This is a genomic window from Streptomyces sp. NPDC012508 (assembly GCF_042902595.1).
GTDB lineage: Bacteria > Actinomycetota > Actinomycetes > Streptomycetales > Streptomycetaceae > Streptomyces.
In genome coordinates, this window is sequence record NZ_JBIBEO010000003.1 from 392,786 (window position 1) to 415,798 (window position 23,013).

The window sequence follows — 23,013 nt, forward strand, 5'->3', positions numbered from 1 at the left end:
CTCTCACTTCGCCAGCGCCCGCCTCAGCTTCAGCGCCCGCCGGGCCAGGCGGCGGACCTTCGGGTGGCGGGGAACCGGGATGCCTCCCGGGAGGCCCAGGACCGTGAGGCGGCGGCGCTTGAAGTAGTGCCGCGTCCTCTCCGCGAGCGGGCCCGACAGGTGCCGGACCGCCGCGCCCCGCAGATCCGGGCGGATCTTGGGCTGCATCGCGAAGCCGACCGCCGCGACCAGGCCCGCGAGGGACTCCGCGTCCCAGGCCGTGGCCGGTGCGGTGCCGTCCTCCAGGTCGGGGACGAGCGCGTCGACGAGGGTCGCCGGGATGCGGTTGCTGTTCTGGTACGGGGTCAGCTTCTCCAGGATCGTCTGCGTGCCGACCCGGGCCACCGGGATCCCGTAGAAGGCGTGCGCCGTCATCAGCGCCGTGGAGAAGCAGCCCACCACCAGCGCGGGACGCTGCTCCCGGTACACGACCTCGGCGAGCACCGGGCGGTCGAGGACGGTCAGTTCGGCGCCGAGCGCCTCCGCCTCCCGTGCGAGCCGGCGCGTCCAGGCGTCCGGCGCCGTGGGGTGCGGCTTGAAGACGAGCCGACGGTGCCCGCGCGCGATCGCGCCGCGGACCATCCGTACGTGCAGCTCCTCCTCCTCGTCGGGGGTGAGCAGCGAGAGCGCCGCGAGGTACTGGCCGAGCAGCAGCGCCGGGCCCTCCTCCTCGGCGGCGGGACCGGCCGTGTCCGCCAGCTCCGCGACCACCTTGGTGAAGGCCTCCGTCGGCACCACCTCGGCCGTGGGCCCGAACTCGCCCAGCAGCAGCGGCGCGAGGCCGGGCACCAGGTCCAGATGGAGCAGCCGCCGCACCCGGTCGCCGACCAGCGGGTCGATCTTGTTACGGGTCGGTCCGTAGCTCATCAGGCCGTCGGCGTACACGTCGAGCGCCGCCTCAGGGAAGAGCCGCGCGATCGTCAGCGCCGGAGCGACCTGCACCGACTCCAGGGCGATCTCGATCCGGTCGTCGCCGAGGTCCCACAGCCGCCGCAGATGGCGTTCGAGCATCGGCACGTCGTCCCCGCGGGGCGACCAGCCGGCCGGGTGGAGCGGCGAGATCGCCTCGTTCCAGGACAGCACGGCGTCGAACCGGCCGCGCAGCCGCTCGAAGCCGGGCATCTCGTCGAGGGCGGGCGTGGTCTCGGGAACCGCCGCGTTGTTGCCGACGAGCAGCAGCCGCCGGTCGGCCGGGCCGAAGCAGCCGCTGTCCAGGGCGGCGGCCAGCGTCGTCGCGCCGTAGAGGGTGGAGGCGTAGAAGATCTGGGTGGTCCTCACGCGGCGACCCCCGCGCCCGCGTCCTGGCCGAGAGAGCCCGCGCGGCGGCGGCGCAGCTTGCGCAGCCCGCCCGCGCGCTCCTCGTCCATCGAGGACAGCGCCTCGTCGAGCACGTCCTGCGGCATGCGCCGCAGCGCTCCCGAACTCATCGAGCGCAATTTCTTCGCCACCGCCGGTTCGAATCGTTCAATGGAGGAGACGTGGTGCGAAATGAGCGCGCAATAGGTACGGACGGCTTTCGGAAGAAGCCGGTCCGCGTCCACGTCGACGGCCGTTTCCTCGATCACCTGATCGAAGGCGCGGATGAAATCGAGTTGGCGGATATCGCCGATCTGCGTGAGTGAGGTGGAGACACCGCGCCGGTAGAAGATCCCGAGTGTGCTCACCGCGGCGAAGGAGTCCGCCTCCCGGTGCAGCTTCCAGATCCAGGGCCGGTCCTCCGCCGTCCGCAGCCCTGGGGTGAAGTGGAGCAGCCCGCGGTCGAGCAGCCGCCGGTGGTACATCCCCGCCCAGGCGTACGGATAGTCGACCGAGGTCGTCCGGTGCGCCGGCAGGATCGCGTCGCGGGGGCGGAGCAGCTCGCCGCGGCGCGCGATCGGGGCGCGCTTCACCGACCGGCTCCGGTTGGTGTTCACCACGTGGTCGGTGCGCAGGAAGTCGCAGCCCAGCTCGTCCATGGCCGTGACCAGCCGGGAGAGGTGGCCGGGGGCGAGCCAGTCGTCCCCGTCGAGGAACGCGAGATACCGCCCCTGGGCGGCGTCGAGTCCGGTGTTGCGCGCGGTGGCAAGACCCTCGTTCTTCTCGTGCCGGAGCAGGACGGCCCCCGGGATCTCACGCGCGGCCCGCTCGAGGATCTCCGGCGTTCCGTCCGTCGAACAGTCGTCGACGAGAAGGAATTCGAAGTCCTCGCGGGCGTTCGCACGCAGGCTTGTCAGGGTGTCGGGGGCGTATGTCTGCACGTTGTAGAACGGCACGACGACGGAGAGCTTGACCACCCGGCCGACGCTAGGCGCCGCCCCGGCATTCGTTCTGACCGGCAGAGGGATGTTCGGTGAACACAAAGAGGCGGGCGGCTTAACCGCCCCCGATCCCGGCCGTTTTCAGCGTGCGGAGAGGCTCTGTTCACCGTTTGTTGTGTCTCAGTTGGGCCAGCACACGAAATGCCTCTCTAGCGTCCTCGACGTGCCAGCAAGTACCCATGAACGAGTACGCGTCGCCGTACTCGCCGACTCCGACACCCGGTGGAAATGGGGCGCGCTCACCGCGCGCCGTATCGCGGCTGCCGAACCCACCGGTTTCGTCCTGCGCGGTCGGGCCACCCCCACCGCGCGTCAGCTCGCCGAGACCGGTGTGTCCACCACACCCCCGCGCGAGGTGACGGGCGCGGAGTTCCTTCGTGAGGTACGGGACGGGGAGTACGACCTCGTCGTCCTCTCCCTCGTCGGCGGCACGGTCCGCGCGGTCCTCCAGGGGATCGCCGACCTGGCCCTGGAGCGCCGCCCGGTGATCGTCACCGGCTATGTCGGAGTCGTCTACGAGAAGCTCGCGGACGGTCTCCTGCTGCGCCACGGCGCGGACGTCGTCCTCGCCAACTCCCGTCACGACGCGGAGCGTTTCCGCGCCGTGTACGAAGGAGTGGGCGCCGACGCCTCCTCGGTGGTCGAGGCCGCGCTGCCGTTCCTCGGTGGCGCGCCCTACGCCCCCGAGGCCGGCCGGAACACCCTCGTCTTCGCCGCCCAGCCGTCCGTGCCGGTCACCCGCGCCGACCGCGCGTACCTGCTCCGCAGGCTGGTCGAGCACGCCCGGTTGCACCCGCGGCGGGAGGTGCTGCTCAAGCTCCGCTCCAAGCCGGGCGAGCACACGACACACCTGGAGGAGCTGCCGTACCAGAAGCTGGTGCGCGACCTGGACACCCCGCCCAACTTCCGTCTTGTGTACGGGCACATGGGCGAGGTCCTGGACCGCACCGACCTGCTGGTCACGGTCTCCTCGACGGCCGCGCTGGAGGCGCTGCACCGGCGGATCCCCACGGCGATCCTCACCGACATGGGTGTGCGCGAGGTCCTCGGCAACCACCACTTCATCGGCTCGGGACTGCTGACCTCCTTCGACCGGCTCGACGCGGACGACCGCCCGAAGCCGGACGAGGAGTGGCTCGCCCGGCAGGGCGTCGCGTCCGACGGCGGGTACGAGAAGGCCTTCGACGCCGCGCGCGCCCGGGTAGCCGAGCTGCTCGACGGGCCGGCGCTGCCCCCGATCACCCCCTACTACACAACGGAGACGGCCCCCGGATACCTGCCCGGGATCCTCGCCCGCCACCGCCTCGACGTGACGGCGCCGGAGACCCGCGACAGCGGACTGCGCCGGATCGTCCGGGAAGCGGCGCGGGGCGCGTACCGCCACGGCGTCCAGCGCGTGGCCCCCGTCATCCGCCGTCTTGGAGAACTCTGATGACCACGACCGTGCTTGCCGTCATCCCGGCGCGGGGCGGTTCCAAGGGCGTCCCCGCCAAGAACCTCGCCCCGGTCGCGGGCGTCCCGCTGGTCTCCCGCGCGGTCCGCGCCTGCCTCGGCGCCCCCCTGGTGACCGATGTCGTCGTCTCCACGGACGACGCGGCCATCGCCTCGGCGGCCCGCGCGGCCGGCGCGGAGGCGGTCCACCGCCCGGCGTCGATCGCGGGGGACACGGCGACCAGCGAGTCCGCGGTCCTGCACGCGCTGGACGCCTTCGAGGCGACGAGCGGGCGCCGCGTGGACGTGATCCTCCTCGTCCAGTGCACGAGCCCCTTCATCACGGCGGCCGAGGTGAACGAGGCGGCCGAGCGGGTCACTTCGGGCGCGGCGGACACCGCCCTGACGGTGGCCCCGAGCCACGGCTTCCTGTGGCGGGAGACCGCCGAGGGCGGCACGGGCGTCAACCACGACAAGGCGCACCGCCCCCGCCGGCAGGACCGCGAGGCCGAGTACCTGGAGACCGGCGCCGTCTACGCGATGTCCGCCGAGGGTTTCCGTACCCACCGGCACCGCTTCTTCGGCCACACCGCGCTCGTCGTCACCGACCCCGCCCGGGTCCTGGAGATCGACGACCCGCACGACCTGGCCCGCGCCCGCGCGCTCGCGCCGCTCCTCGACACCCCGATCACCCCCGGCTTCGACGACATCGACGCCGTGGTCCTCGACTTCGACGGCACGCAGACCGACGACCGGGTCCATCTCGACGCCGAGGGACACGAGTTCGTCTCCGCGCACCGCGGCGACGGCCTCGGGATCGCGGCCCTGCGCCGCGCCGGGATGCCGGTCCTGATCCTCTCGACGGAGCAGAACGCCGTCGTCGCCGCCCGTGCCCGCAAGCTCAAGATCCCCGTCCTGCACGGCATCGACCGCAAGGACCTCGCCCTCAAGCAGTGGTGCGAGGAACAGGGCATCGACCCGCAGCGCGTCCTCTACGCCGGCAACGACGTCAACGACCTTCCGTGCTTCCACCTCGTCGGCTGGCCCGTCGCGGTGGCGAGCGCGCACGACTCCGTACGGGCCGCCGCCCGTGCGGTGACCCTCACCCCCGGTGGTTCCGGAGCCGTCCGCGAGATCGCGGCCTGGCTTCTCGGGCCCGAGCTCCACACCCCCAACCGCTAAGGAACACCAGAACCATGACCTCTCGCCTCCGCACCTTCGGCAGCAAGACCGCGGGCCCCGGCCACCCCGTCTACGTCACCGGTGAGATCGGCATCAACCACAACGGCGAGCTCGAGAACGCCCTCGCGCTCATCGACGTGGCCGCCGAGGCCGGCTGCGACGCCGTGAAGTTCCAGAAGCGCACCCCCGAGATCTGCACCCCGCGCGACCAGTGGGACATCGAGCGGGACACCCCCTGGGGCCGCATGACCTACATCGACTACCGCCACCGGGTGGAGTTCGGCGAGGACGAGTACCGCGCCATCGACGAGCACTGCAAGAAGCGCGGCATCGACTGGTTCGCCTCCCCGTGGGACACCGAGGCCGTCACCTTCCTGGAGAAGTTCGACGTCCCGGCCCACAAGGTCGCCTCCGCCTCCCTGACGGACGACGAGCTCCTGCGCTCGCTGCGCGCCACCGGCCGTACGGTCATCCTCTCGACCGGCATGTCGACGCCGAAGCAGATCCGTCACGCGGTCGAGGTCCTCGGCTCGGACAACATCCTGCTCTGCCACGCCACGTCCACGTACCCGGCCAAGGCCGAGGAGCTCAACCTCAACGTGATCAACACGCTGAAGGAGGAGTACCCGAACGTCCCGATCGGCTACTCCGGCCACGAGACGGGCCTCCAGACCACGCTGGCCGCCGTCGCTCTCGGCGCCACGTTCGTCGAGCGTCACATCACCCTCGACCGCGCCATGTGGGGCTCCGACCAGGCCGCCTCGGTCGAGCCGCAGGGCCTGCAGCGCCTGGTCCGCGACATCCGCACGATCGAGACCGCGCTCGGTGACGGCGTCAAGAAGGTCTACGAGTCGGAGCTCGGCCCGATGAAGAAGCTGCGCCGGGTCCAGGGGTCTGTCGCCGCATGACCGGCCAGCTGGCGTTCGTCGAGAGCCCGGTCCAGCTCCTGAACGTCCTGGAGTGGGCACATGCCCAGTCCCTCGCCGTCGGGGGCACGACCGCCCCCGACGGCCGGGGGGCCGCGATACACGCGCCCGTGCACCCCGGGGACCAAGCGCCCCCGCCCGCCGCGGCCCCGCGCCCCGCGACTCCCGCCGGCACCCCTGGACCCGACGGCGGTGCGGTCGGTGACGCGCCGCGCGTCACCTCCGTGCCCGGCCGGGGTGATCTCACGGTCATCGTGCTCTCGCCGACCGACCCGATGTCGAGCGGTCAGCTGCGCCGGATGGCGCAGCTGGCCCGCGACGACGGGTTCTCCGTGCACTGGCAGGAGGCCCGCGGCGCCCGCGGCTCCCTCGCGCGGACACTGCGCGAGCTCGCCCCGCTGCTGCGGGCGGCCGAGCGCGTGATCGTCGGGGACCCGTTCTCCCGCTACGTCCAGCTCCTGCTCACCCTCTTCGCGCCCAAGCGCCTGACCGTCGTCGACGACGGCACCGCCACCATGGAGTACGCCGCCCAACTGGCGCGTGGTGAGCGTCTGGTGCGCTGGCACCGGCGCGGCAGCCGGGGTCCGCGCGAGCTGGTGCTCGCTCCGGTCACCGCCGCCGCCCGCCGCAAGCTCGCCCCCACGTCCCGCCGTACGGTCGAGATCTTCACCTCGCTCCCGGTCGAGCCCCCGCCCGGTACGACCGTCACCGAGAACACCTTCGCCTGGACCCGGTCCCGCTTCGGCCCGCCCCGTATCACCAAGGGCGCGGACCTGGTCGGCACCTCGCTGGTCGAGACCGGCGTGGTCGACCCCGACCAGTACGCGGCCGTCGTCGCCGAGCTGGCCCGCGCCCACGGCGCCACGCGCTACTTCGCGCACCGCCGCGAGGCCACCGAGAAGCTGCACCGGATCGCGGTGGAGACCGGTCTGGAGATCGTCCGGCCGGATCTGCCGCTGGAGCTGATCGCCCGGCGCGGCCCGATCGGTCGTACGGTGGTCAGTTTTCCCTCCACCGTCGTGCACACCCTGCCGTTGGCCCTGGCCGGCACGGGGGTCAAGGTCGCCGTCTGCGAGATCGCGCCGGAGTGGCTCAAGGAGAACGCCTCACCCCGGGCCCAGGGCTTCCTGGCCGGAGTCGCGGGAACGGCGGCCCATGAGGTCGACCGGCTGACGGCCCAGGCGGCTCAGGCCGCCCCGTCCCCACAACGGCTCGAATTCGGGTGAGCTTACCCACAAGGGATGGTCGTCAAGCCTGGTAAACCGAGATTCTTTCCCCTATCGGGCTGAACTTTTCGTGATCAACGGGCAGTTGATCTCTGAAGGGGCCTACCCTTCAAAAGGTGAACCAGTTGAAGTCCCGTGAGCCCGGCTCCGTCGCTCTGCCCGGAACGCTGTCCGCGCCGCTGCGCGCCGAACTGATCGCGTTCCGCCGCGACTTGCACATGCACCCCGAGCTCGGCAACCAGGAGTTCCGTACGACCGCGGCCGTGAAGGCCCGCCTGGAGGCCGCGGGACTCGCGCCGAAGGTCCTCCCGACGGGCACGGGGCTGGTGTGCGACATCGGCACCTGGGACAGGGGCCGCCCCATGCTGGCGATCCGCGCGGACCTCGACGCGCTGCCCATCCCGGACGTCAAGACCGTTCCGTACCGCTCCACCGTGCCCAACCGGGCCCACGCATGTGGACATGATGTCCACACCACCACCGTCCTGGGCGCCGGGCTGGTCCTCGCCGAGCTCGACCGGCAGGGGCTGCTCCCCAACGCCGTACGGCTGATCTTCCAGCCCGCCGAGGAGGTGCTGCCCGGCGGCGCCGCCGATGCCATCGAGGCCGGAGTCCTGGACGGGGTCGGCCGGATCATCGCCGTGCACTGCGACCCGAAGGTGGACGCCGGCCGGATCGGCCTGCGCCCCGGGCCCATCACCTCCGCCTGCGACCGTCTCGAGGTCACTCTCGACGGCCCCGGCGGCCACACGGCCCGCCCGCACCTCACCACGGACCTGGTCACCGCCGCCTCCCGGATCGCCGTCGACGTCCCGGCCCTGCTCGCCCGCCGCGTGGACGCCCGCTCGGGCCTCGCGGTCACCTGGGGCCGTATCGAGGCCGGCCACGCCTGCAACGTGATCCCGCAGCACGCCGAACTCTCGGGCACCGTCCGCTGCCTCGACCTGCCCGCCTGGCGCGAAGCCCCGGACCTGATCCACGCGGCGATCGACGAGATCGCCACCCTGCACCGCGCCAAGTCGACCATCACCTACGTCCGCGGGGTCCCCCCGGTCGTCAACGACCCGGTCATCACCGAACTGCTCCGGGACGCCATGACCGTCCGCAGGGGAGCGGAGCAGGTCGAGGACACCGAGCAGAGCCTCGGCGGCGAGGACTTCTCCTGGTATCTGGAACACGTGCCCGGCGCGATGGCCCGCCTGGGCGTCCGTACGCCCGGCGACACGACACGCCGGGACCTGCACGCGGGCGACTTCGACGTGGACGAGCGAGCCATCGCGGTGGGCGTCGAGCTCTTCACCGCGGCGGCCATGCTCGACGCCGCTCCGAGGCTCTGACACCCCGAATCGCAGTTCATCCGTCCGGCGCAGCGGGCGACACGCGTTCGGCCCAGCGGCCCGCGCGTCGCCGCGCGGGCCCGGCTCGAACGCCCGCACCAGCGTGTATAACCGGCCGTGCCGGGGCGGACGCCGTCGGTCGCCCTTCTGGCCGGTTCGCGACGATCCGATAACGACTCATGAACGGGTCTTTAACTGACATCTACGCGCGTTACGATCCACGCGAAACCAGCGCCGGAAGAGGCGCTTTCGGTCAGTCTCGAAGGGACCCTCCTCTTGCGCCGGGTATCCAAGATCGTTTCCGCGTCCGCAGTGACCGCGGCCCTCGCTCTCACGGCCACCGCTTGTGGTGAGTCGTCCACCGACTCCGGTTCCGACTCGGACACCATCAAGGTCGGTATGGCCTACGACGTCGGCGGTCGTGGCGACAACTCGTTCAACGACTCCGCCGCCCGCGGCCTCGACAAGGCCAAGGCCGACCTCGGTGTCGAGACCAAGGAGCTCACCGCCAAGACCGGTGAGACCCCGGCCGACCGCGAGCAGCGCCTCACCTCCCTCGCCGAGGGCGGCTTCAACCCGGTCATCGGTGTCGGCTTCGCCTACAAGGACGCGATCGACAAGGTCGCGGCCAAGTTCCCGAAGACCACCTTCGGCCTGGTCGACTCGGTCTCCGAGGCGAAGAACGTCGACTCGATCGTCTTCACCGAGGAGCAGGGCTCGTACCTCGCCGGTGTCGCGGCCGCGCTGAAGTCCAAGGACGGCAAGATCGGCTTCATCGGCGGTGTCGACACCCCGCTGATCAAGAAGTTCGCCGCCGGCTTCCAGCAGGGCGTCAAGGACACCAAGCCGGACGCCTCGGTCACCATCCAGTACCTGTCCACCGGTACGGACTTCTCCGGCTTCGGCGCCCCGGACAAGGGCAAGGCCGCCGCCAAGGGCATGCTCGACAAGGGCATCGACGTCATCTACGCCGCCGCGGGCGGCTCGGGTGCCGGTGCCATCGAGGCCGTCGCCGCCAAGCCGGGCACCTGGGCGATCGGCGTCGACTCGGACCAGGCCAAGGACCCGGCCCTGTCCAAGTACGCCGGCTCGATCATGACCTCGATGGTCAAGAACGTCGACACGGGTGTCTTCGAGCTCGTCAAGTCCGTCCAGGACGGCAAGCCGGCGACCGGCACGCACGTCTACTCGCTGGCCGAGAACGGTGTCTCGCTGACCACCACCGGTGGCCACCTCGACGACATCCAGGCCAAGCTGGACGAGGCCAAGAAGAAGATCATCGACGGCCAGATCAAGGTCAACACGACCCTCTGACCTCCGTCGGACAGGGGCCCGGAGAGCGGCTTCGGCCGACACTCCGGGCCCCCTTCACACGTCTGCCCGCGGGCAGTTGAACGATTTTCCAAAAGCTACGCGCGTAGCGTGCGCCGTACAGGGTATTTTTCGCCACCGACAGCGCCTGCGCACCGCCTCATCCCCTCCTCACGCTCCCTGCCTAGGAGAGTGCGTCATCAAAGCCTCCAGCCCCAGCAGTCCCAACGCCGTAGAACTCCGCGGCATCACCAAGCGTTTCCCCGGAGTCGTGGCCAACCACGACATCGACATCACCGTGCGCCGCGGCACCGTGCACGCCCTCGTGGGCGAGAACGGCGCGGGCAAGTCGACCCTGATGAAGATCCTGTACGGCATGCAGAAGCCGGACGAGGGCACCATCACGGTCGACGGCGAGCTGGTGACGTTCAACAGCCCCGGCGATGCCATCACCCGCGGTGTCGGCATGGTGCACCAGCACTTCATGCTCGCGGACAACCTCACGGTCCTCGAGAACGTCGTCCTCGGCTCCGAGAAGCTGTACGGCATCGGCGACAAGGCCCGCGCCAAGATCAAGGAGATCTCCGGCGCGTACGGCCTCGGCGTCCGTCCCGACGTGCTCGTCGAGGACCTCGGTGTGGCCGACCGTCAGCGCGTGGAGATCCTCAAGGTCCTCTACCGCGGCGCCCGCACCCTGATCCTCGACGAGCCGACCGCCGTGCTCGTGCCGCAGGAGGTCGACGCGCTCTTCGACAACCTGCGCGAGCTCAAGGCGGAGGGTCTGACGGTCATCTTCATCTCGCACAAGCTGGGCGAGGTCCTGTCGGTCGCCGACGAGATCACCGTCATCCGGCGCGGCACCACGGTCGGCACCGCCGACCCGAAGCACACCACGACCAAGCAGCTCGCCGAGCTGATGGTCGGCGCTGAACTGCCCTCGCCGGAGACCCGCGAGTCGACGGTCACCGACGTGCCGATGCTGACGGTCCAGGACCTGTCGCTCAGCGCCGTCGACCCCGACGGCGTGGTCCGCGCGGTCCTCGGCGGCATCACCTTCACCATCCACAAGGGTGAGGTGCTCGGCATCGCCGGTGTCGAGGGCAACGGCCAGTCCGAGCTCGTCGACACGATCATGGGCATGCGCAACGCCGACCGGGGTGTCGTGACCCTCGACGGCGCCGACATCTCGTCCGCCCCGACGCGCAAGCGGCGTGAGGACGGCATCGGCTGCATCCCCGAGGACCGCCACCGGCACGGTCTGCTCCTGGAGGCCCCCCTCTGGGAGAACCGCATCCTCGGCCACGTCACCGAGAAGCCCAACTCCAAGGGCGCCATCCTCGATCTCAAGGCCGCCCGCAAGGACACCGAGCGGATCGTCCGCGAGTACGACGTCCGTACCCCCGGCATCGAGGTCACCGCGGCTTCCCTCTCCGGCGGCAACCAGCAGAAGCTGATCGTCGGCCGCGAGATGAGCCACGACCCCAAGCTGCTGATCGCCGCCCACCCCACCCGTGGTGTGGACGTCGGCGCGCAGGCGCAGATCTGGGACCAGATCCGCGCGGCGCGCCGCGAGGGCCTGGCGGTCCTGCTGATCTCCGCCGACCTGGACGAGCTGATCGGCCTCTCCGACACCCTGCGCGTGATGTACCGCGGGCGTCTGGTGGCCGACGCCGACCCGGCGACCATCACCCCGGAGGAGCTGGGCTCGGCCATGACCGGCGCCGCCGCCGGCCACCTTGAGCACCCTGAGAGCCCTGAGGGCACCGACGGCCCGGAGGACGAGGCCCGATGAAGAAGTTCGACAAGGAGCGGCTGCTCCTCGGCATCGCGGCACCGCTGCTCGCGATCGTCGCCGCCTTCCTGATCACCGCCCTGGTGCTCGCGGCCACCGGCAAGGAGCCGTTCAGCGCCTTCGGCATCATGTTCGACTACGGCATCAAGTCGGACAGCCAGGTCTACATCATCAACAAGGCGACGACGTACTACCTGGCGGGCATCGCGGTGGCCATCGGCTTCCGCATGAACCTGTTCAACATCGGTGTCGACGGCCAGTACCGTCTCGCGGCGTTCTTCGCCGCCGCCGTCGGTGGCGCGCTGACCCTTCCCGGCATCGTCCAGATTCCGCTGATCATCATCACCGCGATGATCGTCGGCGCCATGTGGGCGGGCATCGCCGGTGTCCTCAAGACCACCCGGGGTGTCAGCGAGGTCGTCTCCACGATCATGCTGAACTTCATCGCGACCGCGATCATCGGCTACCTGCTCCAGCCCGGCCGTCTCGGCCACCTGGACGCGGCCGGTACGAAGGTCGCGACGACCCCGCTGCCGGAGTCCTCGCACTTCTTCGAGTTCCCGACCACGCCGACCCCGGTCTACGGCTTCGTCGTCGTCGCGGTCATCGCGGGCATCGGGTACTGGTTCACGCTCTCCCGCACCCGCTTCGGCTTCGACCTGCGCACCGTCGGCCAGTCCGACACGGCGGCCGCGGCCTCCGGCGTCAACGTCAAGCGGATGGTCGTCACCTCCATGCTGATCTCCGGCGCCATGGCCGGCCTGATCGGTATGCCGACGCTGCTCAACGACTCGTACGAGTTCGGCGGCGACTTCCCCGTCGGCATCGGCTTCACCGGTATCGCCATCGCCCTGCTGGGCCGCAACCACCCGATCGGCATCGCGCTCGCCGCGATCCTCTGGGGCTTCCTGGAGCGCGGCGGCCAGCAGCTGGAGTTCGAGGACTACGACCGGGAGATCGTCGGCGTCATGCAGGGCGTCATCGTCCTCTGCGTCGTCATCGCCTACGAACTCGTCCGCCGCTACGGCCTCAAGCGCCAGCAGCGCCAGGTCGGCGAGAAGCTCGCGGCCCAGGCCCGTTCCAACAACTCGACGGAGGTGTCGGCGTGACCGCCACGGCGACTTCCACCCCGCCGCCCGCCGCGCCCAAGGCGGCCGGTGGCAAGGGCGGCCGCACCCGCCTCTCCCTGCCCTGGATCCTGCTGATCGTGGCGGGCGGGCTCATCGCCCTCTCGGCCGTCCGCGCCATCACCGGCGCGCAGGACCTCACCTCGGCCGGCCAGATCGGTGCCGCGCTCTCGCTTGCCGTGCCGATCGGCCTCGCCGGTCTCGGCGGTCTGTGGGCCGAGCGCGCGGGTGTGGTCAACATCGGCCTCGAAGGCATGATGATCCTCGGCACCTTCTTCGGTGCCTGGGCCGGCTGGCAGACCAGCCCGTGGCTCGGCATCCTCGCCGGCATCGTGGGCGGCATGCTCGGCGGTCTGCTGCATGCGGTCGCCACGGTCACCTTCGGCGTCGACCACATCATCTCCGGTATCGCGATCAACATCCTGGCGGTCGGCTTCACCACCTACTTCGCCAAGCTGTGGTTCAACTCCGGCGAGGCGGCGACGAAGGGCGGCAGCCCCAAGCAGTCCCCGCCGGCCGAGGAGATCACCTCGGTCACGGTCCCGGGCCTGTCCGACTGGCTGGCCGACATCGAGAAGCACCACTGGTTCCTGGTCTCGGACATCGCCGGCATCCTCGGCGGCCTGGTCACCAACGTCTCGGTGGTCACGATCATCGCCGTACTGCTGGTGATCGGTACGTTCTTCGTGCTGTGGAAGACCTCGTTCGGTCTGCGCCTGCGCTCCTGCGGTGAGAACCCGATCGCCGCCGAGTCGCTCGGCGTCAACGTCTACAAGTACAAGTACATCGCCGTGATCGTCTCCGGCGGTATGGCCGGTCTCGGCGGCGCCTTCCTGTCGCTGGTCACCTCGCACATCTACAACGAGGGCCAGACCGGTGGCCGTGGCTACATCGGCCTCGCTGCGATGATCTTCGGCAACTGGCGGCCGGGCGGCCTGGCGATGGGCGCGGGCCTGTTCGGCTTCGCCGACGCGCTTCAGCTGCGCAGCGGCGGCGAGTCCGTGCACGCGCTGCTCCTGCTGCTGTTCGCGGTGCTCGTCGCGATCGCGGCCTGGAAGGCGTACAAGAAGCGCTGGATCACCTCCTCGATCGCCATCGTCATCGGTGTCGGCGTGTTCATCTGGTACCTCGGTACGGACACGGTTCCGGTCGAGTTCGTCAGCGCCACCCCGTACGTCGTGACCCTGCTGGTGCTGTCGCTCTCGGCGCAGCGTCTGCGGATGCCCAAGGCGGACGGCATGCGCTACCGCAAGGGCGAAGGCAAGTGACACCCGGCGACCGCGAGCCCGACTGGGAGCTGCTGCGGGTGGCGGCCCGGGACGCCATGTCCCGTGCCTACGCCCCGTACTCCGGCTACCCGGTCGGCGCGGCCGCCCGGGTCGACGACGGGCGCGTGGTCTCCGGCTGCAACGTCGAGAACGCCTCGTACGGCCTCGGGCTGTGCGCGGAGTGCGGGCTCGTCTCGCAGCTCCAGGCCACCGGCGGCGGCCGGCTGACCCACTTCGTCTGCGTGGACGGCCAGGGCGAGTCCCTGGTGCCGTGCGGACGGTGCCGGCAGCTGCTGTACGAGTTCGGTGGCCCCGAGCTCGTCCTGGAGACCCCGGCCGGGTTCGTCACGCTGGCCGAGATGCTCCCGCAGGCCTTCGGCCCCGGCCACCTCGCCAAGTAAGACCGCGGAGCGGCCCTTCCGGCACGATGGGAAGGGCCGCTCCTCCTTTACCCCTCTATGCGCGTAGAAAGAGGCACCACCATGGACGTCATCTCCGTCATCCGCACCAAGCGGGACAAGGGCGAGCTGAGCCCGGAGCAGATCGACTGGGTCATCGACGCCTACACCCGCGGCGAGGTCGCCGACGAGCAGATGTCCGCCCTGGCCATGGCCATCCTGCTCAACGGCATGAACCGTACGGAGATCGCCCGCTGGACCGCCGCGATGATCGCGAGCGGCGAGCGCATGGACTTCTCCTCGCTCTCCCGTCCCACCTCCGACAAGCACTCCACGGGTGGCGTCGGCGACAAGATCACCCTTCCGCTCGCCCCGCTCGTCGCCGCCTGCGGCGCGGCCGTGCCGCAGCTGTCGGGCCGGGGCCTCGGCCACACCGGCGGCACGCTGGACAAGCTGGAGTCGATCCCGGGCTGGCGCGCGCTGCTCTCCAACGAGGAGATGCTGCACGTCCTGGACACGACCGGCGCGGTGATCTGTGCGGCGGGCGACGGCCTGGCGCCGGCGGACAAGAAGCTCTACGCGCTGCGTGACGTCACCGGCACGGTGGAGGCGATTCCGCTGATCGCCTCCTCGATCATGTCGAAGAAGATCGCCGAGGGCACGGGCTCGCTCGTCCTGGACGTGAAGGTCGGCTCCGGCGCGTTCATGAAGAACCTCGAGGACGCCCGTGAACTGGCCTCGACGATGGTCGGCCTGGGCACGGACAGCGGTGTGAAGACGGTCGCGCTGCTCACCGACATGTCGACCCCGCTCGGCCTGACCGCCGGCAACGCCCTGGAGGTCCGCGAGTCGGTCGAGGTCCTGGCGGGCGGCGGCCCGGCGGACGTCGTCGAGCTGACGATCGCCCTGGCGCGCGAGATGCTCGACGCGGCCGGGATCAAGGACGCGGACCCGGCGAAGGCGCTGGCGGACGGTTCGGCGATGGACGTGTGGCGCCGGATGATCGCGGCGCAGGGCGGCGACCCGGACGCGACCCTCCCGGTCGCCCGCGAGCAGCACGTCGTGACGGCGGCCTCGTCGGGCGTCCTGACCCGCCTCGACGCGTACGACATCGGCATCGCCGCCTGGCGCCTCGGCGCCGGCCGCGCCCGCAAGGAGGACCCGGTCCAGGCGGGCGCGGGCGTCGAGCTCCACGCCAAGCCGGGCGACACGGTCACGGCGGGCCAGCCCCTGCTGACGCTCCACACGGACACGCCGGAGAAGTTCGACTACGCCCTGAAGTCCCTGGACGCCGCCTGGGACATCGCGGCGGAGGGCACGGCGTTCACCCCGAACCCGATCGTCCTGGACCGCATCGCCTGACCAGGCCAGGCGTATGCCAGTGGCCTCATTCGGGTGAACGGGACCGGTGGACCTCCACCGGTCCCGTTCGGCGTGCCGGGACCTCCGCCGTCGGCGCCGCCGACAGCAGCCCCGGCAGTTCCCGCATGTCGTCGAAGACCACCGTTCCCGCGCCCCTCAGCCGGTCCGCCCGCGTCAGGCCCCCGCAGTAGCCGAAGGCCCGCATCCCGGCCGCGCGGGCCGCCTGGACGCCGTATGGGCTGTCCTCGACCACGGCGCACCGCTCCGGGGTGACGCCCATGGAGGCCGCCGCGTGCAGGAAGAGGTCCGGGGCAGGCTTGCCGCGCGCCACGTCGCGGGCGCTGAACATCCGGCCCTCGAAACGGTCGAGGAGGCCCACCCGCGTCAGGTTCCTGCGGATCGAGCGGTGGCTGCCGTTCGATGCCAGACAGAAGGGCACCTTCAGCCGGTCGAGCACGTCCGTGACACCCTCCACCGCCGTCAGCTCCGCGTCCAGCGCCGTCTCGTACAGGTGCTTGTACGCCTGGTGCCAGTCCGGCTCCAGGAGCCGCCCGAGGCGCTCCTCCAGGATCGACGTGAGCATCTCGTTCGACGAGCCCACGAACCGATCGACGATCTCGGCCTCCGTGAACTTCGCTCCGAGGGTGGCGAACACCTCGCGATCGACCCGGCAGTAGATCCGCTCACTGTCCACCAGGACGCCGTCGCAGTCGAAGATCACCAGTTCCGTCATGGGCCGCAGCCTAGGGGGCCGATGAGTTCCGGCCGTGGTGAGGGTCTTCCTGGTGTGGACATCAGTCAACCGCTCGTACTGACCCTCGCCGCCCGGGCCACCCCCGACGAGGTCGCCCGGCTGTGCGCCGTGCTCGAAGAGGTGGCGCCCACCGACGTGGTCTGCGACGTCGGCGGGCTGGCCCATGCCGATCTCGCCGCCGTGGACGCCCTCGCCCGGCTGAAGCTCACCGCCGGGCGGGCCGGGCATCGGTTGCGGTTCGAGGGCGCCGGTGGTGAGCTGCGGCTCCTCCTCGGCCTGGTCGGGCTTGCCGACCTCCTCGTCTGACTAGGCGTCCAGCCGCTCCGGAAGGTCGAACAGCGGGAACCACCGCTTGGTGTCCAGGAAGAAGTCCATCCCGCCGACCTTGCCGTCCCGCACCTCCAGGACGATCAGGGCCCACGGGCTGTACCCGCCCTCCGGGTCCGGGTGGTAGTGCGCGAACGCCGGCGAACCGTTCGCCACGGTCGGCACCAGCTTCGATCCGCGGCAGACGTCGCCGACCCCGAGCATCCAGCCCACGATGTCGTCGTGGCCGCGCAGCCACAGGTCGTACGGCGGCATGGACATCGTCGCGTCCTCGTGGAGGAGCGCGGTCAGCGCCTTCATGTCGTACCCCTCGAAGGCCGCGACATAGCGCTCCAGGAGCTGCTTCTGCTCCTCGTCCAGCGGGTCCGCCGGGTCCGAGACCGTCGGCTCGTTCTCCGCGATCGTGGCGCGCGCCCGCTGGAGGGCGCTGTTGACCGAGGCGACCGTGGTGTCGAGCAGCTCGGCGACCTCGCTCGCCTTCCAGGCCAGCACCTCGCGCAGGATCAGCACGGCCCGCTGCTTCGGCGGCAGGTGCTGCAGGGCGGCGACGAACGCCAGCCGCACGGTCTCGCGGGAGACCGCGGTCTCCGCCGGGTCGGCCACCGACGGCAGCACGCGGCCGTCGGGGACCGGCTCCAGCCAGGTGATCTCCGGCCGGGCGTTCAGCTGCGCCTGGGCGACCGGCGTCGCGGCCGTCAGATCCATCGGCCGCGCGCGCCTGTTCCCCGCGTTGAGCGAGTCCAGGCACACGTTCGTGGCGATTCGGTAGAGCCAGGAGCGCAGCGACGAGCGCCCCTCGAAGGAGTCGAAGGAGCGCCAGGCGCGCACCATCGTGTCCTGCACGGCGTCCTCGGCCTCGAACGACGAGCCGAGCATCCGATAGCAGTAGCCGGTCAGCTCCGTGCGGTACTTCTCCAGCTCGGAGTTCCGGTCCTCGGTAGCCAGGTCACTCATGCAGGTCCACCCCAGTCGCCCCTCATCGGCACCGGTGCTGTGCCGATGAGGGGAAGCTACCGCAGCCCACTGACACCGGGGGTCAGGTTCCCGGCTTCCGTCCGTAGACGTACACGTCGTCACCGTTCCTGAGCAGGTTCCAGTAGGCCTTGGCGTCCGCCGGACGCATGTTGACGCAGCCGCCCGAACCCGGCGGGTTCCACATGGACTTGGTCGTGGAGTGGAACGCCTGCCCGCCGTCGAAGAACTGGGAGTACGGCATCGAGACGTGGTAGATCGTCGACCAGTGGTTGATGCTGCGCCAGTAGATCTTCTTGGAGCCCGTACGGGTCTCGGTCCCGTTCTTGCCCGTACGGACCGGCACCGGGCCGTACTTCAGCTTCTTCCCGTCCTGGATCCAGCTCAGCTGCCGCGTCAGGTCGACACAGGCGATCCGGCCCTTGTTGGTCGGGCACTTGCCGGCCTTGTTCGGGTTCTTCCCGGCGGCCTTCTGCTCCAGCATCGTGTTCATCGTCCGCCAGGTCAGCGGCCCCGCGTAGCCCATGGTCGGGGTGATGCCGTGCTTGCGCTGGAAGGACTGGATGGCCTTGCAGTCGGCGAGCGACTGCTTCCCGTCCACCGTCCGCCCGAGGAACCTCTCCACCTGCTTCTGGTGCGGCCCCGTCGTCACGTTGCACGACGCCGCCTGGGCCGTCCCCGCGCCGAGGGCGACCGTCAGCGGCACCACCATCGAGGTGATGCCGAGGACGATCCCGGCCCGCTTCCTTATCCCGTGCATGATCACCAACTCCCCCTTGAGTCCTATGACTCAGAGGACGAGCGGGGACGCGTTCTGGTTGTACGGATCCGGTCTCGATTCAGTGCGCGGTACGCAGCGGGATCCTCCGGGCCTGAACCCGCGCGCTGTGGCTGCCGTAGAGCGTGATCGACACGACGCCGAGGACGGCGACGAGGCCCAGGAGGACCGTGCCCGCCCAGCCGCCGGAGTGGAAGGCGATCGCGCCGAGCGTGCCGCCCACGCTGCTGCCGATGTAGTACGCGGACTGGTAGAGCGCCGAGGCCTGCGCGCGGCCCGTCGTCGCGGTCCGGCTCACCGACGAGGAGGCGACCGCGTGCCCGGCGAAGAAGCCGGCCGTGATCAGGACCAGGCCGAGCAGGACGGCGGCGAGGGCGTCGGAGAGCGAGAGCAGCAGACCGGCCGCGGTCGTGCCGACGGCCAGGTAGAGCGCCCCGCGCCGGCCGAGCCGGCCGACCAGCTTCCCGGCCGCGGCCGAGGAGACCGTACCGACCAGGTAGACCAGGAAGACCGAGCCGATGACGCCCTGGGGGAGCGAGAACGGGGCCTCGACCAGGCGGTAGCCGATCACGGTGTAGACCGCGCCGAAGACCGTCATGAACAGGGCGCCGATGGCGTACAGACGCATCAGCAGCGGGTCGGCGAGGTGGGTGCGGACCGTCGCCGCGAGCGCCTTCGGGTTGAGCGAACCCGGCGTGAAGTGGCGGGCCTTGGGGATGAGGACCCGGAAGGCGACCGCGCAGGCCACCGCCATCAGACCGACCGCGAGGAGTCCGGCGCGCCAGCCCCACATCTGTGCCACCCAGCCGGTGACGATCCGGCCGCTCATGCCGCCGATCGAGTTGCCCGCGACGAAGAGCCCGATCGCGGCGATCAGCGCCTTGGGCCGTACCTCCTCGGCGAGGAACGCCATCGCGGAGGCCGGCAGGCCCGCCAGCGCCGCACCCTGGACGGCGCGCAGGGCGACCAGCCACTCCAGGCTCGGGGCGAAGGGGACGAGCAGCCCGACGGCGACCGCGACCGCCAGCGAGGCGGTCATCATCGTGCGCCGCCCGAAGCGCTCGGAGAGGGCGCTCATGGGGAGGACGAGGAGGGCGAGCGCGCCGGTCGCGGCGGAGACGGTCCAGGAGGCCGCGGAGGCGGTGGCGCCGAACTCGGCGGAGATCGCGGGCAGGAGGGCCTGGGTGGAGTAGAGGAGTGCGAAGGCGGCGAGGCCGGCGGCGAAGAGCGCGAAACTCATCCGGCGGTGACCGGGGGCTCCGGGGGCGAGACGGGTGTCGGCGACCGTGCTGGTGGCGGCCGCCTTGGTACTGGCGGAAGGCATGTCTCGAACGTAGGACGATTCGTTTCATGCGTCCAATGCATGGAACTGCTGTAATCGTTCCCATGGTGCATGAGTACAGGTCACAGGGTCGGCTGTCACCGAGTAGTTACGAAGAAGACATGGGGCTGCTGCTCGCGCCACGGCTCGCGTACTTCGCGGCCGTGGCCCGGCACGAGCATGTGACCAGGGCGGCGGCCGAGATGGGGGTGCCCCAGTCGACGCTCTCGCGGGCGATGGTCCGGCTCGAACAGGACCTGGGGGTGGCTCTCTTCGCCCGCAGGGGCCGGACGGTCTCGCTGACCCCGGCCGGCCGGACGTTCCTGGCCTCGGCCGAGCGGGCCCTCGCGGAGGTGGAGCGGGCGGCGGACTCCGTACGGGCGGACGCGGACCCGGCGGCGGGGCGGGTGGCGTTCGGGTTCCTGCACACCATGGGCTCCGAGACCGTCCCCGGACTCATCCGCGCCTTCCGGGTCGACCACCCCAGGGTCCGCTTCACCCTCGTCCAGAACTACGGCGAGGCGATGATCGAGCGGCTGCGGGCCGGGGACCTGGACCTGTGCCTGACCTCTCCCGTCCCGGACGCGCCCGACCTCGTGGCCCGCCGCCTGGACGAGCAGCGCCTGCGGCTCGTCGTCCCCGACGACCACCGGCTCGCCTCCCGCAAGCGGGTCCGTCTCGCGGAGGCGGCCGAGGAGACCTTCGTGACCCTGGAGCCCGGCTACGGGCTGCGGCGCATCACCGACGACCTGTGCGCCGAGGCCGGATTCACCCCGCGCGTCGCCTTCGAGGGCGAGGAGGCCGAGACCCTGCGCGGCCTGGTCGCGGCGGGTCTGGGCGTCGCGCTGCTGCCGCCGCCCGCGGTCCCGCGCCCCGGCGTCGTCGAGCTCACGGTCACGGCCCCCCGCGCGGTCCGCGAGATCGGTGTCGCCTGGCTCGACGGCCACCCGGACACGGCCCCGGTGGCAGCCTTCAAGCGCTTCCTGCTGAGCAAGCGCGGCTCTCTCCTGCCGGAGTGACGCCGGCCCCTACCGGCGCAGCGCGCGGCCGAAGCCCGCCGCCAGCGGCATCCGCAGCCCCAGCGGCGGCGGAGCCGCGAGCGCGTCCGCGACCGGGCGGGCGTAGGACCGGGCGAAGAGCGAGCCGAGGACGAAGTCGGCGGCCAGGGCCTGGATTTCGTCGTGGTACTGGCGCAGCGCGTGGCCGTCGGAGTGCACCTCGAAGCGGCACGTGTCGCGGTTCGCCTTCTTCGCCCGCTCTGCCAGCCGGTACGACAGCTCCGGATCCGTCCGGGCGTCGTTCGTGCCGTGCACGATCAGGATCCGGCGCCCGACCAGCTGCCGTACCGGCTCGGGCTCGGCCGCCACGTCGTCCTCCGGCAGCCACGGCGCGAGCGCCAGGACCGCGTCGACCGCGGCGTGTCCGGCCGCCCGCAGCGCGGCCCGCGCACCCATCCCGTGGCCGGCCAGGCAGACGGGGACGTCGCCGTAGCGCCGTACCGCCTCCGCCACCGCCCAGGAGGCGTCCGAGGCCAACTGGGCGTCCGTGCCGTTCCACCCGCGCCCCCGGTAGCGCACCACGTGCGCCACCAGACCCTCCCCGCGTCCTGCCCTGACCAGCCGGCGGCCCAGCGGCAGCAGCGCCGCGTGCGCCCGGAGCGAGGCGCCCCGCGCGGACGCCACCTCGCCGTCGGGAAGGAGCAGGACCACACCGCCCACCGCTGTACCGGGGTGCGATGCGCCGACGGGCCGTCCGAGCCGGGGTGTCCGACTGCCGGCAGTCCCTACGAGTGCGGAGTGCGCCATGGCAGAACAGTCTCAGAAGCCGAGGTGTACGCCATCCGTACGCGCGGTCACTGTTACGTATCGACAAGCGAGTTGAGGAGGGGCGCTCTACGCGCGTAGGGGCTAGAGTGCGGAAATGACGAGCCAGACCCCCAACGTCCCCACCGCGGACCAGATCCGCCGCGCCCCGAAGGTGCTCCTCCACGACCACCTCGACGGCGGACTGCGCCCCGGCACGATCATCGAACTCGCCCTCGCGCAGGGCTACGACAACCTCCCCGAGACCGAGCCCGACAAACTCGGCATCTGGTTCCGCGAGGCCGCCGACTCCGGCTCCCTGGAGCGCTATCTGGAGACCTTCGCGCACACCTGCGCCGTCATGCAGACCCGCGAGGCCCTCGCCCGGGTCGCCGCCGAGTGCGCGGTGGACCTCGCCGAGGACGGTGTCGTCTACGCGGAGGTGCGCTACGCCCCCGAGCAGCACCTGGAGGCGGGGCTCACGCTGGAGGAGGTCGTCGAGGCGGTCAACGAGGGCTTCCGCGAAGGCGAGCGCCAGGCGCGGGCGAACGGCCACCGCATCCGCGTCGGCGCGCTGCTGACCGCCATGCGGCACGCCGCGCGCGCCCTGGAGATCGCCGAACTCGCCAACCGTTACCGCGACTCCGGCGTCGTCGGCTTCGACATCGCGGGCGCCGAGGCCGGCTACCCGCCCACCCGCCACCTCGACGCCTTCGAGTACCTCAAGCGGGAGAACAACCACTTCACGATCCACGCCGGCGAGGCCTTCGGGCTGCCGTCGATCTGGCAGGCCCTCCAGTGGTGCGGCGCCGACCGGCTCGGCCACGGGGTGCGCATCATCGACGACATCGAGGTCGCCGACGACGGCTCGGTGAAGCTCGGCCGGCTCGCCGCGTACGTACGGGACAAGCGCATCCCGCTGGAGATGTGCCCGACCTCCAACCTCCAGACCGGCGCGGCGGACTCCATCGCCGAGCACCCCATCGGCCTGCTCCGCAAGCTGCACTTCCGTGCCACCGTCAACACCGACAACCGGTTGATGAGCGGTACGAGCATGAGCCGGGAATTCGAGCAGCTGGTCGAGGCCTTCGATTACACGCTCGACGACATGGCGTGGTTCACGGTCAATGCGATGAAATCAGCGTTCATTCCTTTCGATGAACGTCTGGCCATGATCAATGACGTCATCAAGCCCGGATATGCCGAGCTCAAGTCCGAATGGCTGTTCCGGCAGACCGCTACGACCAGCGAGTCTTCCCCGCAGGCGGACTGAGGGAGGGCTTCGGGGAATCGCCGGGGCGGCCGGGGAACATGTGCTCGGCCGCCTTTCGGTGTTTGCGGGAGCGTCATCCGGTGGCTAAGT

General features: G+C 70.9%; 21 protein-coding genes. 14 read left to right on the forward strand and 7 right to left on the reverse strand.

Annotated elements, in window-relative coordinates:
* Positions 1–3: 3 nt before the first annotated feature.
* Both ACFY8U_RS12240 and ACFY8U_RS12245 read right to left on the reverse strand, forming a co-directional pair.
* Positions 4–1,317: an alpha-2,8-polysialyltransferase family protein gene (locus ACFY8U_RS12240; RefSeq protein ID WP_389568971.1), complete on the reverse strand. Its 1,314-nt coding sequence runs from the start codon at positions 1,315–1,317 to the stop codon at positions 4–6.
* Positions 1,314–2,312 carry a glycosyltransferase family 2 protein gene (locus tag ACFY8U_RS12245; protein WP_389568974.1) on the reverse strand — a complete coding sequence of 333 codons (999 nt, stop codon included), beginning with the start codon at positions 2,310–2,312 and terminating at the stop codon, positions 1,314–1,316. Before ACFY8U_RS12245 ends, ACFY8U_RS12240 begins: the two co-directional genes overlap by 4 nt.
* 187 nt (positions 2,313–2,499) lie before the next feature.
* On the opposite strand from ACFY8U_RS12245, the gene ACFY8U_RS12250 reads away from it, so the two are divergent.
* The 11 genes from ACFY8U_RS12250 to ACFY8U_RS12300 all read left to right on the forward strand — a co-directional run bounded on the left by ACFY8U_RS12250 (position 2,500) and on the right by ACFY8U_RS12300 (position 15,696).
* Positions 2,500–3,768, forward strand: a complete 1,269-nt coding sequence (locus tag ACFY8U_RS12250) for a DUF6716 putative glycosyltransferase (RefSeq protein ID WP_361596604.1) — start codon at positions 2,500–2,502, stop codon at positions 3,766–3,768.
* Positions 3,768–4,949, forward strand: coding sequence for an acylneuraminate cytidylyltransferase (locus tag ACFY8U_RS12255; RefSeq protein WP_361762012.1), 1,182 nt, complete (start codon positions 3,768–3,770; stop codon positions 4,947–4,949). Before ACFY8U_RS12250 ends, ACFY8U_RS12255 begins: the two co-directional genes overlap by 1 nt.
* Before the next feature lie 14 nt (positions 4,950–4,963).
* Complete coding sequence (locus ACFY8U_RS12260) at positions 4,964–5,857, forward strand: N-acetylneuraminate synthase family protein (protein WP_361442836.1); 894 nt, start codon at positions 4,964–4,966, stop codon at positions 5,855–5,857.
* A complete protein-coding gene (locus ACFY8U_RS12265) occupies positions 5,854–7,101 on the forward strand; it encodes a hypothetical protein (RefSeq protein ID WP_389568979.1) in 1,248 nt (415 codons plus the stop codon). Before ACFY8U_RS12260 ends, ACFY8U_RS12265 begins: the two co-directional genes overlap by 4 nt.
* A gap of 116 nt (positions 7,102–7,217) precedes the next feature.
* Complete coding sequence (locus ACFY8U_RS12270) at positions 7,218–8,438, forward strand: M20 family metallopeptidase (RefSeq protein ID WP_389568980.1); 1,221 nt, start codon at positions 7,218–7,220, stop codon at positions 8,436–8,438.
* Between the two features lie 276 nt (positions 8,439–8,714).
* Positions 8,715–9,752, forward strand: coding sequence for a BMP family protein (locus ACFY8U_RS12275; RefSeq protein ID WP_389568983.1), 1,038 nt, complete (start codon positions 8,715–8,717; stop codon positions 9,750–9,752).
* A 196-nt stretch (positions 9,753–9,948) separates the two neighbouring features.
* On the forward strand, positions 9,949–11,541 hold the full coding sequence (locus ACFY8U_RS12280) for an ABC transporter ATP-binding protein (RefSeq protein WP_361597284.1): 1,593 nt from the start codon (positions 9,949–9,951) through the stop codon (positions 11,539–11,541).
* A complete protein-coding gene (locus tag ACFY8U_RS12285; protein WP_389568985.1) occupies positions 11,538–12,650 on the forward strand; it encodes an ABC transporter permease in 1,113 nt (370 codons plus the stop codon). Before ACFY8U_RS12280 ends, ACFY8U_RS12285 begins: the two co-directional genes overlap by 4 nt.
* On the forward strand, positions 12,647–13,936 hold the full coding sequence (locus ACFY8U_RS12290; protein ID WP_389568988.1) for an ABC transporter permease: 1,290 nt from the start codon (positions 12,647–12,649) through the stop codon (positions 13,934–13,936). Before ACFY8U_RS12285 ends, ACFY8U_RS12290 begins: the two co-directional genes overlap by 4 nt.
* Positions 13,933–14,337 carry a cytidine deaminase gene (locus ACFY8U_RS12295; protein WP_389568992.1) on the forward strand — a complete coding sequence of 135 codons (405 nt, stop codon included), beginning with the start codon at positions 13,933–13,935 and terminating at the stop codon, positions 14,335–14,337. Before ACFY8U_RS12290 ends, ACFY8U_RS12295 begins: the two co-directional genes overlap by 4 nt.
* A gap of 81 nt (positions 14,338–14,418) precedes the next feature.
* Positions 14,419–15,696 (forward strand): thymidine phosphorylase, encoded by a 1,278-nt coding sequence (locus ACFY8U_RS12300; RefSeq protein WP_389568997.1) that lies wholly within the window; start codon positions 14,419–14,421, stop codon positions 15,694–15,696.
* Positions 15,697–15,721: 25 nt separating this feature from the next.
* Here the strand turns inward: ACFY8U_RS12300 and ACFY8U_RS12305 are convergent, their stop codons facing one another.
* Positions 15,722–16,429 (reverse strand): HAD family hydrolase, encoded by a 708-nt coding sequence (locus ACFY8U_RS12305; protein WP_389569000.1) that lies wholly within the window; start codon positions 16,427–16,429, stop codon positions 15,722–15,724.
* A 54-nt stretch (positions 16,430–16,483) separates the two neighbouring features.
* Between ACFY8U_RS12305 and ACFY8U_RS12310 the strand changes: the two genes are divergently transcribed.
* Complete coding sequence (locus ACFY8U_RS12310; protein ID WP_389569003.1) at positions 16,484–16,756, forward strand: STAS domain-containing protein; 273 nt, start codon at positions 16,484–16,486, stop codon at positions 16,754–16,756.
* On the opposite strand, the gene ACFY8U_RS12315 is transcribed toward ACFY8U_RS12310, so the two are convergent.
* From ACFY8U_RS12315 to ACFY8U_RS12325, 3 genes are all read right to left on the reverse strand, one after another.
* Entirely contained in the window at positions 16,757–17,731 is a 975-nt protein-coding gene (locus ACFY8U_RS12315; protein WP_361442866.1) for a sigma-70 family RNA polymerase sigma factor, read from the reverse strand.
* 82 nt (positions 17,732–17,813) lie between these two features.
* Positions 17,814–18,461 (reverse strand): L,D-transpeptidase family protein, encoded by a 648-nt coding sequence (locus tag ACFY8U_RS12320; RefSeq protein ID WP_389569712.1) that lies wholly within the window; start codon positions 18,459–18,461, stop codon positions 17,814–17,816.
* A gap of 127 nt (positions 18,462–18,588) precedes the next feature.
* Positions 18,589–19,851 carry an MFS transporter gene (locus tag ACFY8U_RS12325; protein WP_389569006.1) on the reverse strand — a complete coding sequence of 421 codons (1,263 nt, stop codon included), beginning with the start codon at positions 19,849–19,851 and terminating at the stop codon, positions 18,589–18,591.
* 62 nt (positions 19,852–19,913) lie between these two features.
* Between ACFY8U_RS12325 and ACFY8U_RS12330 the strand changes: the two genes are divergently transcribed.
* On the forward strand, positions 19,914–20,867 hold the full coding sequence (locus ACFY8U_RS12330; RefSeq protein WP_361596640.1) for a LysR family transcriptional regulator: 954 nt from the start codon (positions 19,914–19,916) through the stop codon (positions 20,865–20,867).
* Positions 20,868–20,876: 9 nt separating this feature from the next.
* Here ACFY8U_RS12330 and ACFY8U_RS12335 read toward each other — a convergent pair whose 3' ends face one another.
* Positions 20,877–21,653 carry an alpha/beta hydrolase gene (locus tag ACFY8U_RS12335; protein ID WP_361596643.1) on the reverse strand — a complete coding sequence of 259 codons (777 nt, stop codon included), beginning with the start codon at positions 21,651–21,653 and terminating at the stop codon, positions 20,877–20,879.
* 115 nt (positions 21,654–21,768) lie between these two features.
* On the opposite strand from ACFY8U_RS12335, the gene ACFY8U_RS12340 reads away from it, so the two are divergent.
* Complete coding sequence (locus ACFY8U_RS12340; protein WP_389569009.1) at positions 21,769–22,923, forward strand: adenosine deaminase; 1,155 nt, start codon at positions 21,769–21,771, stop codon at positions 22,921–22,923.
* The last annotated feature ends 90 nt before the right edge of the window (positions 22,924–23,013 follow it).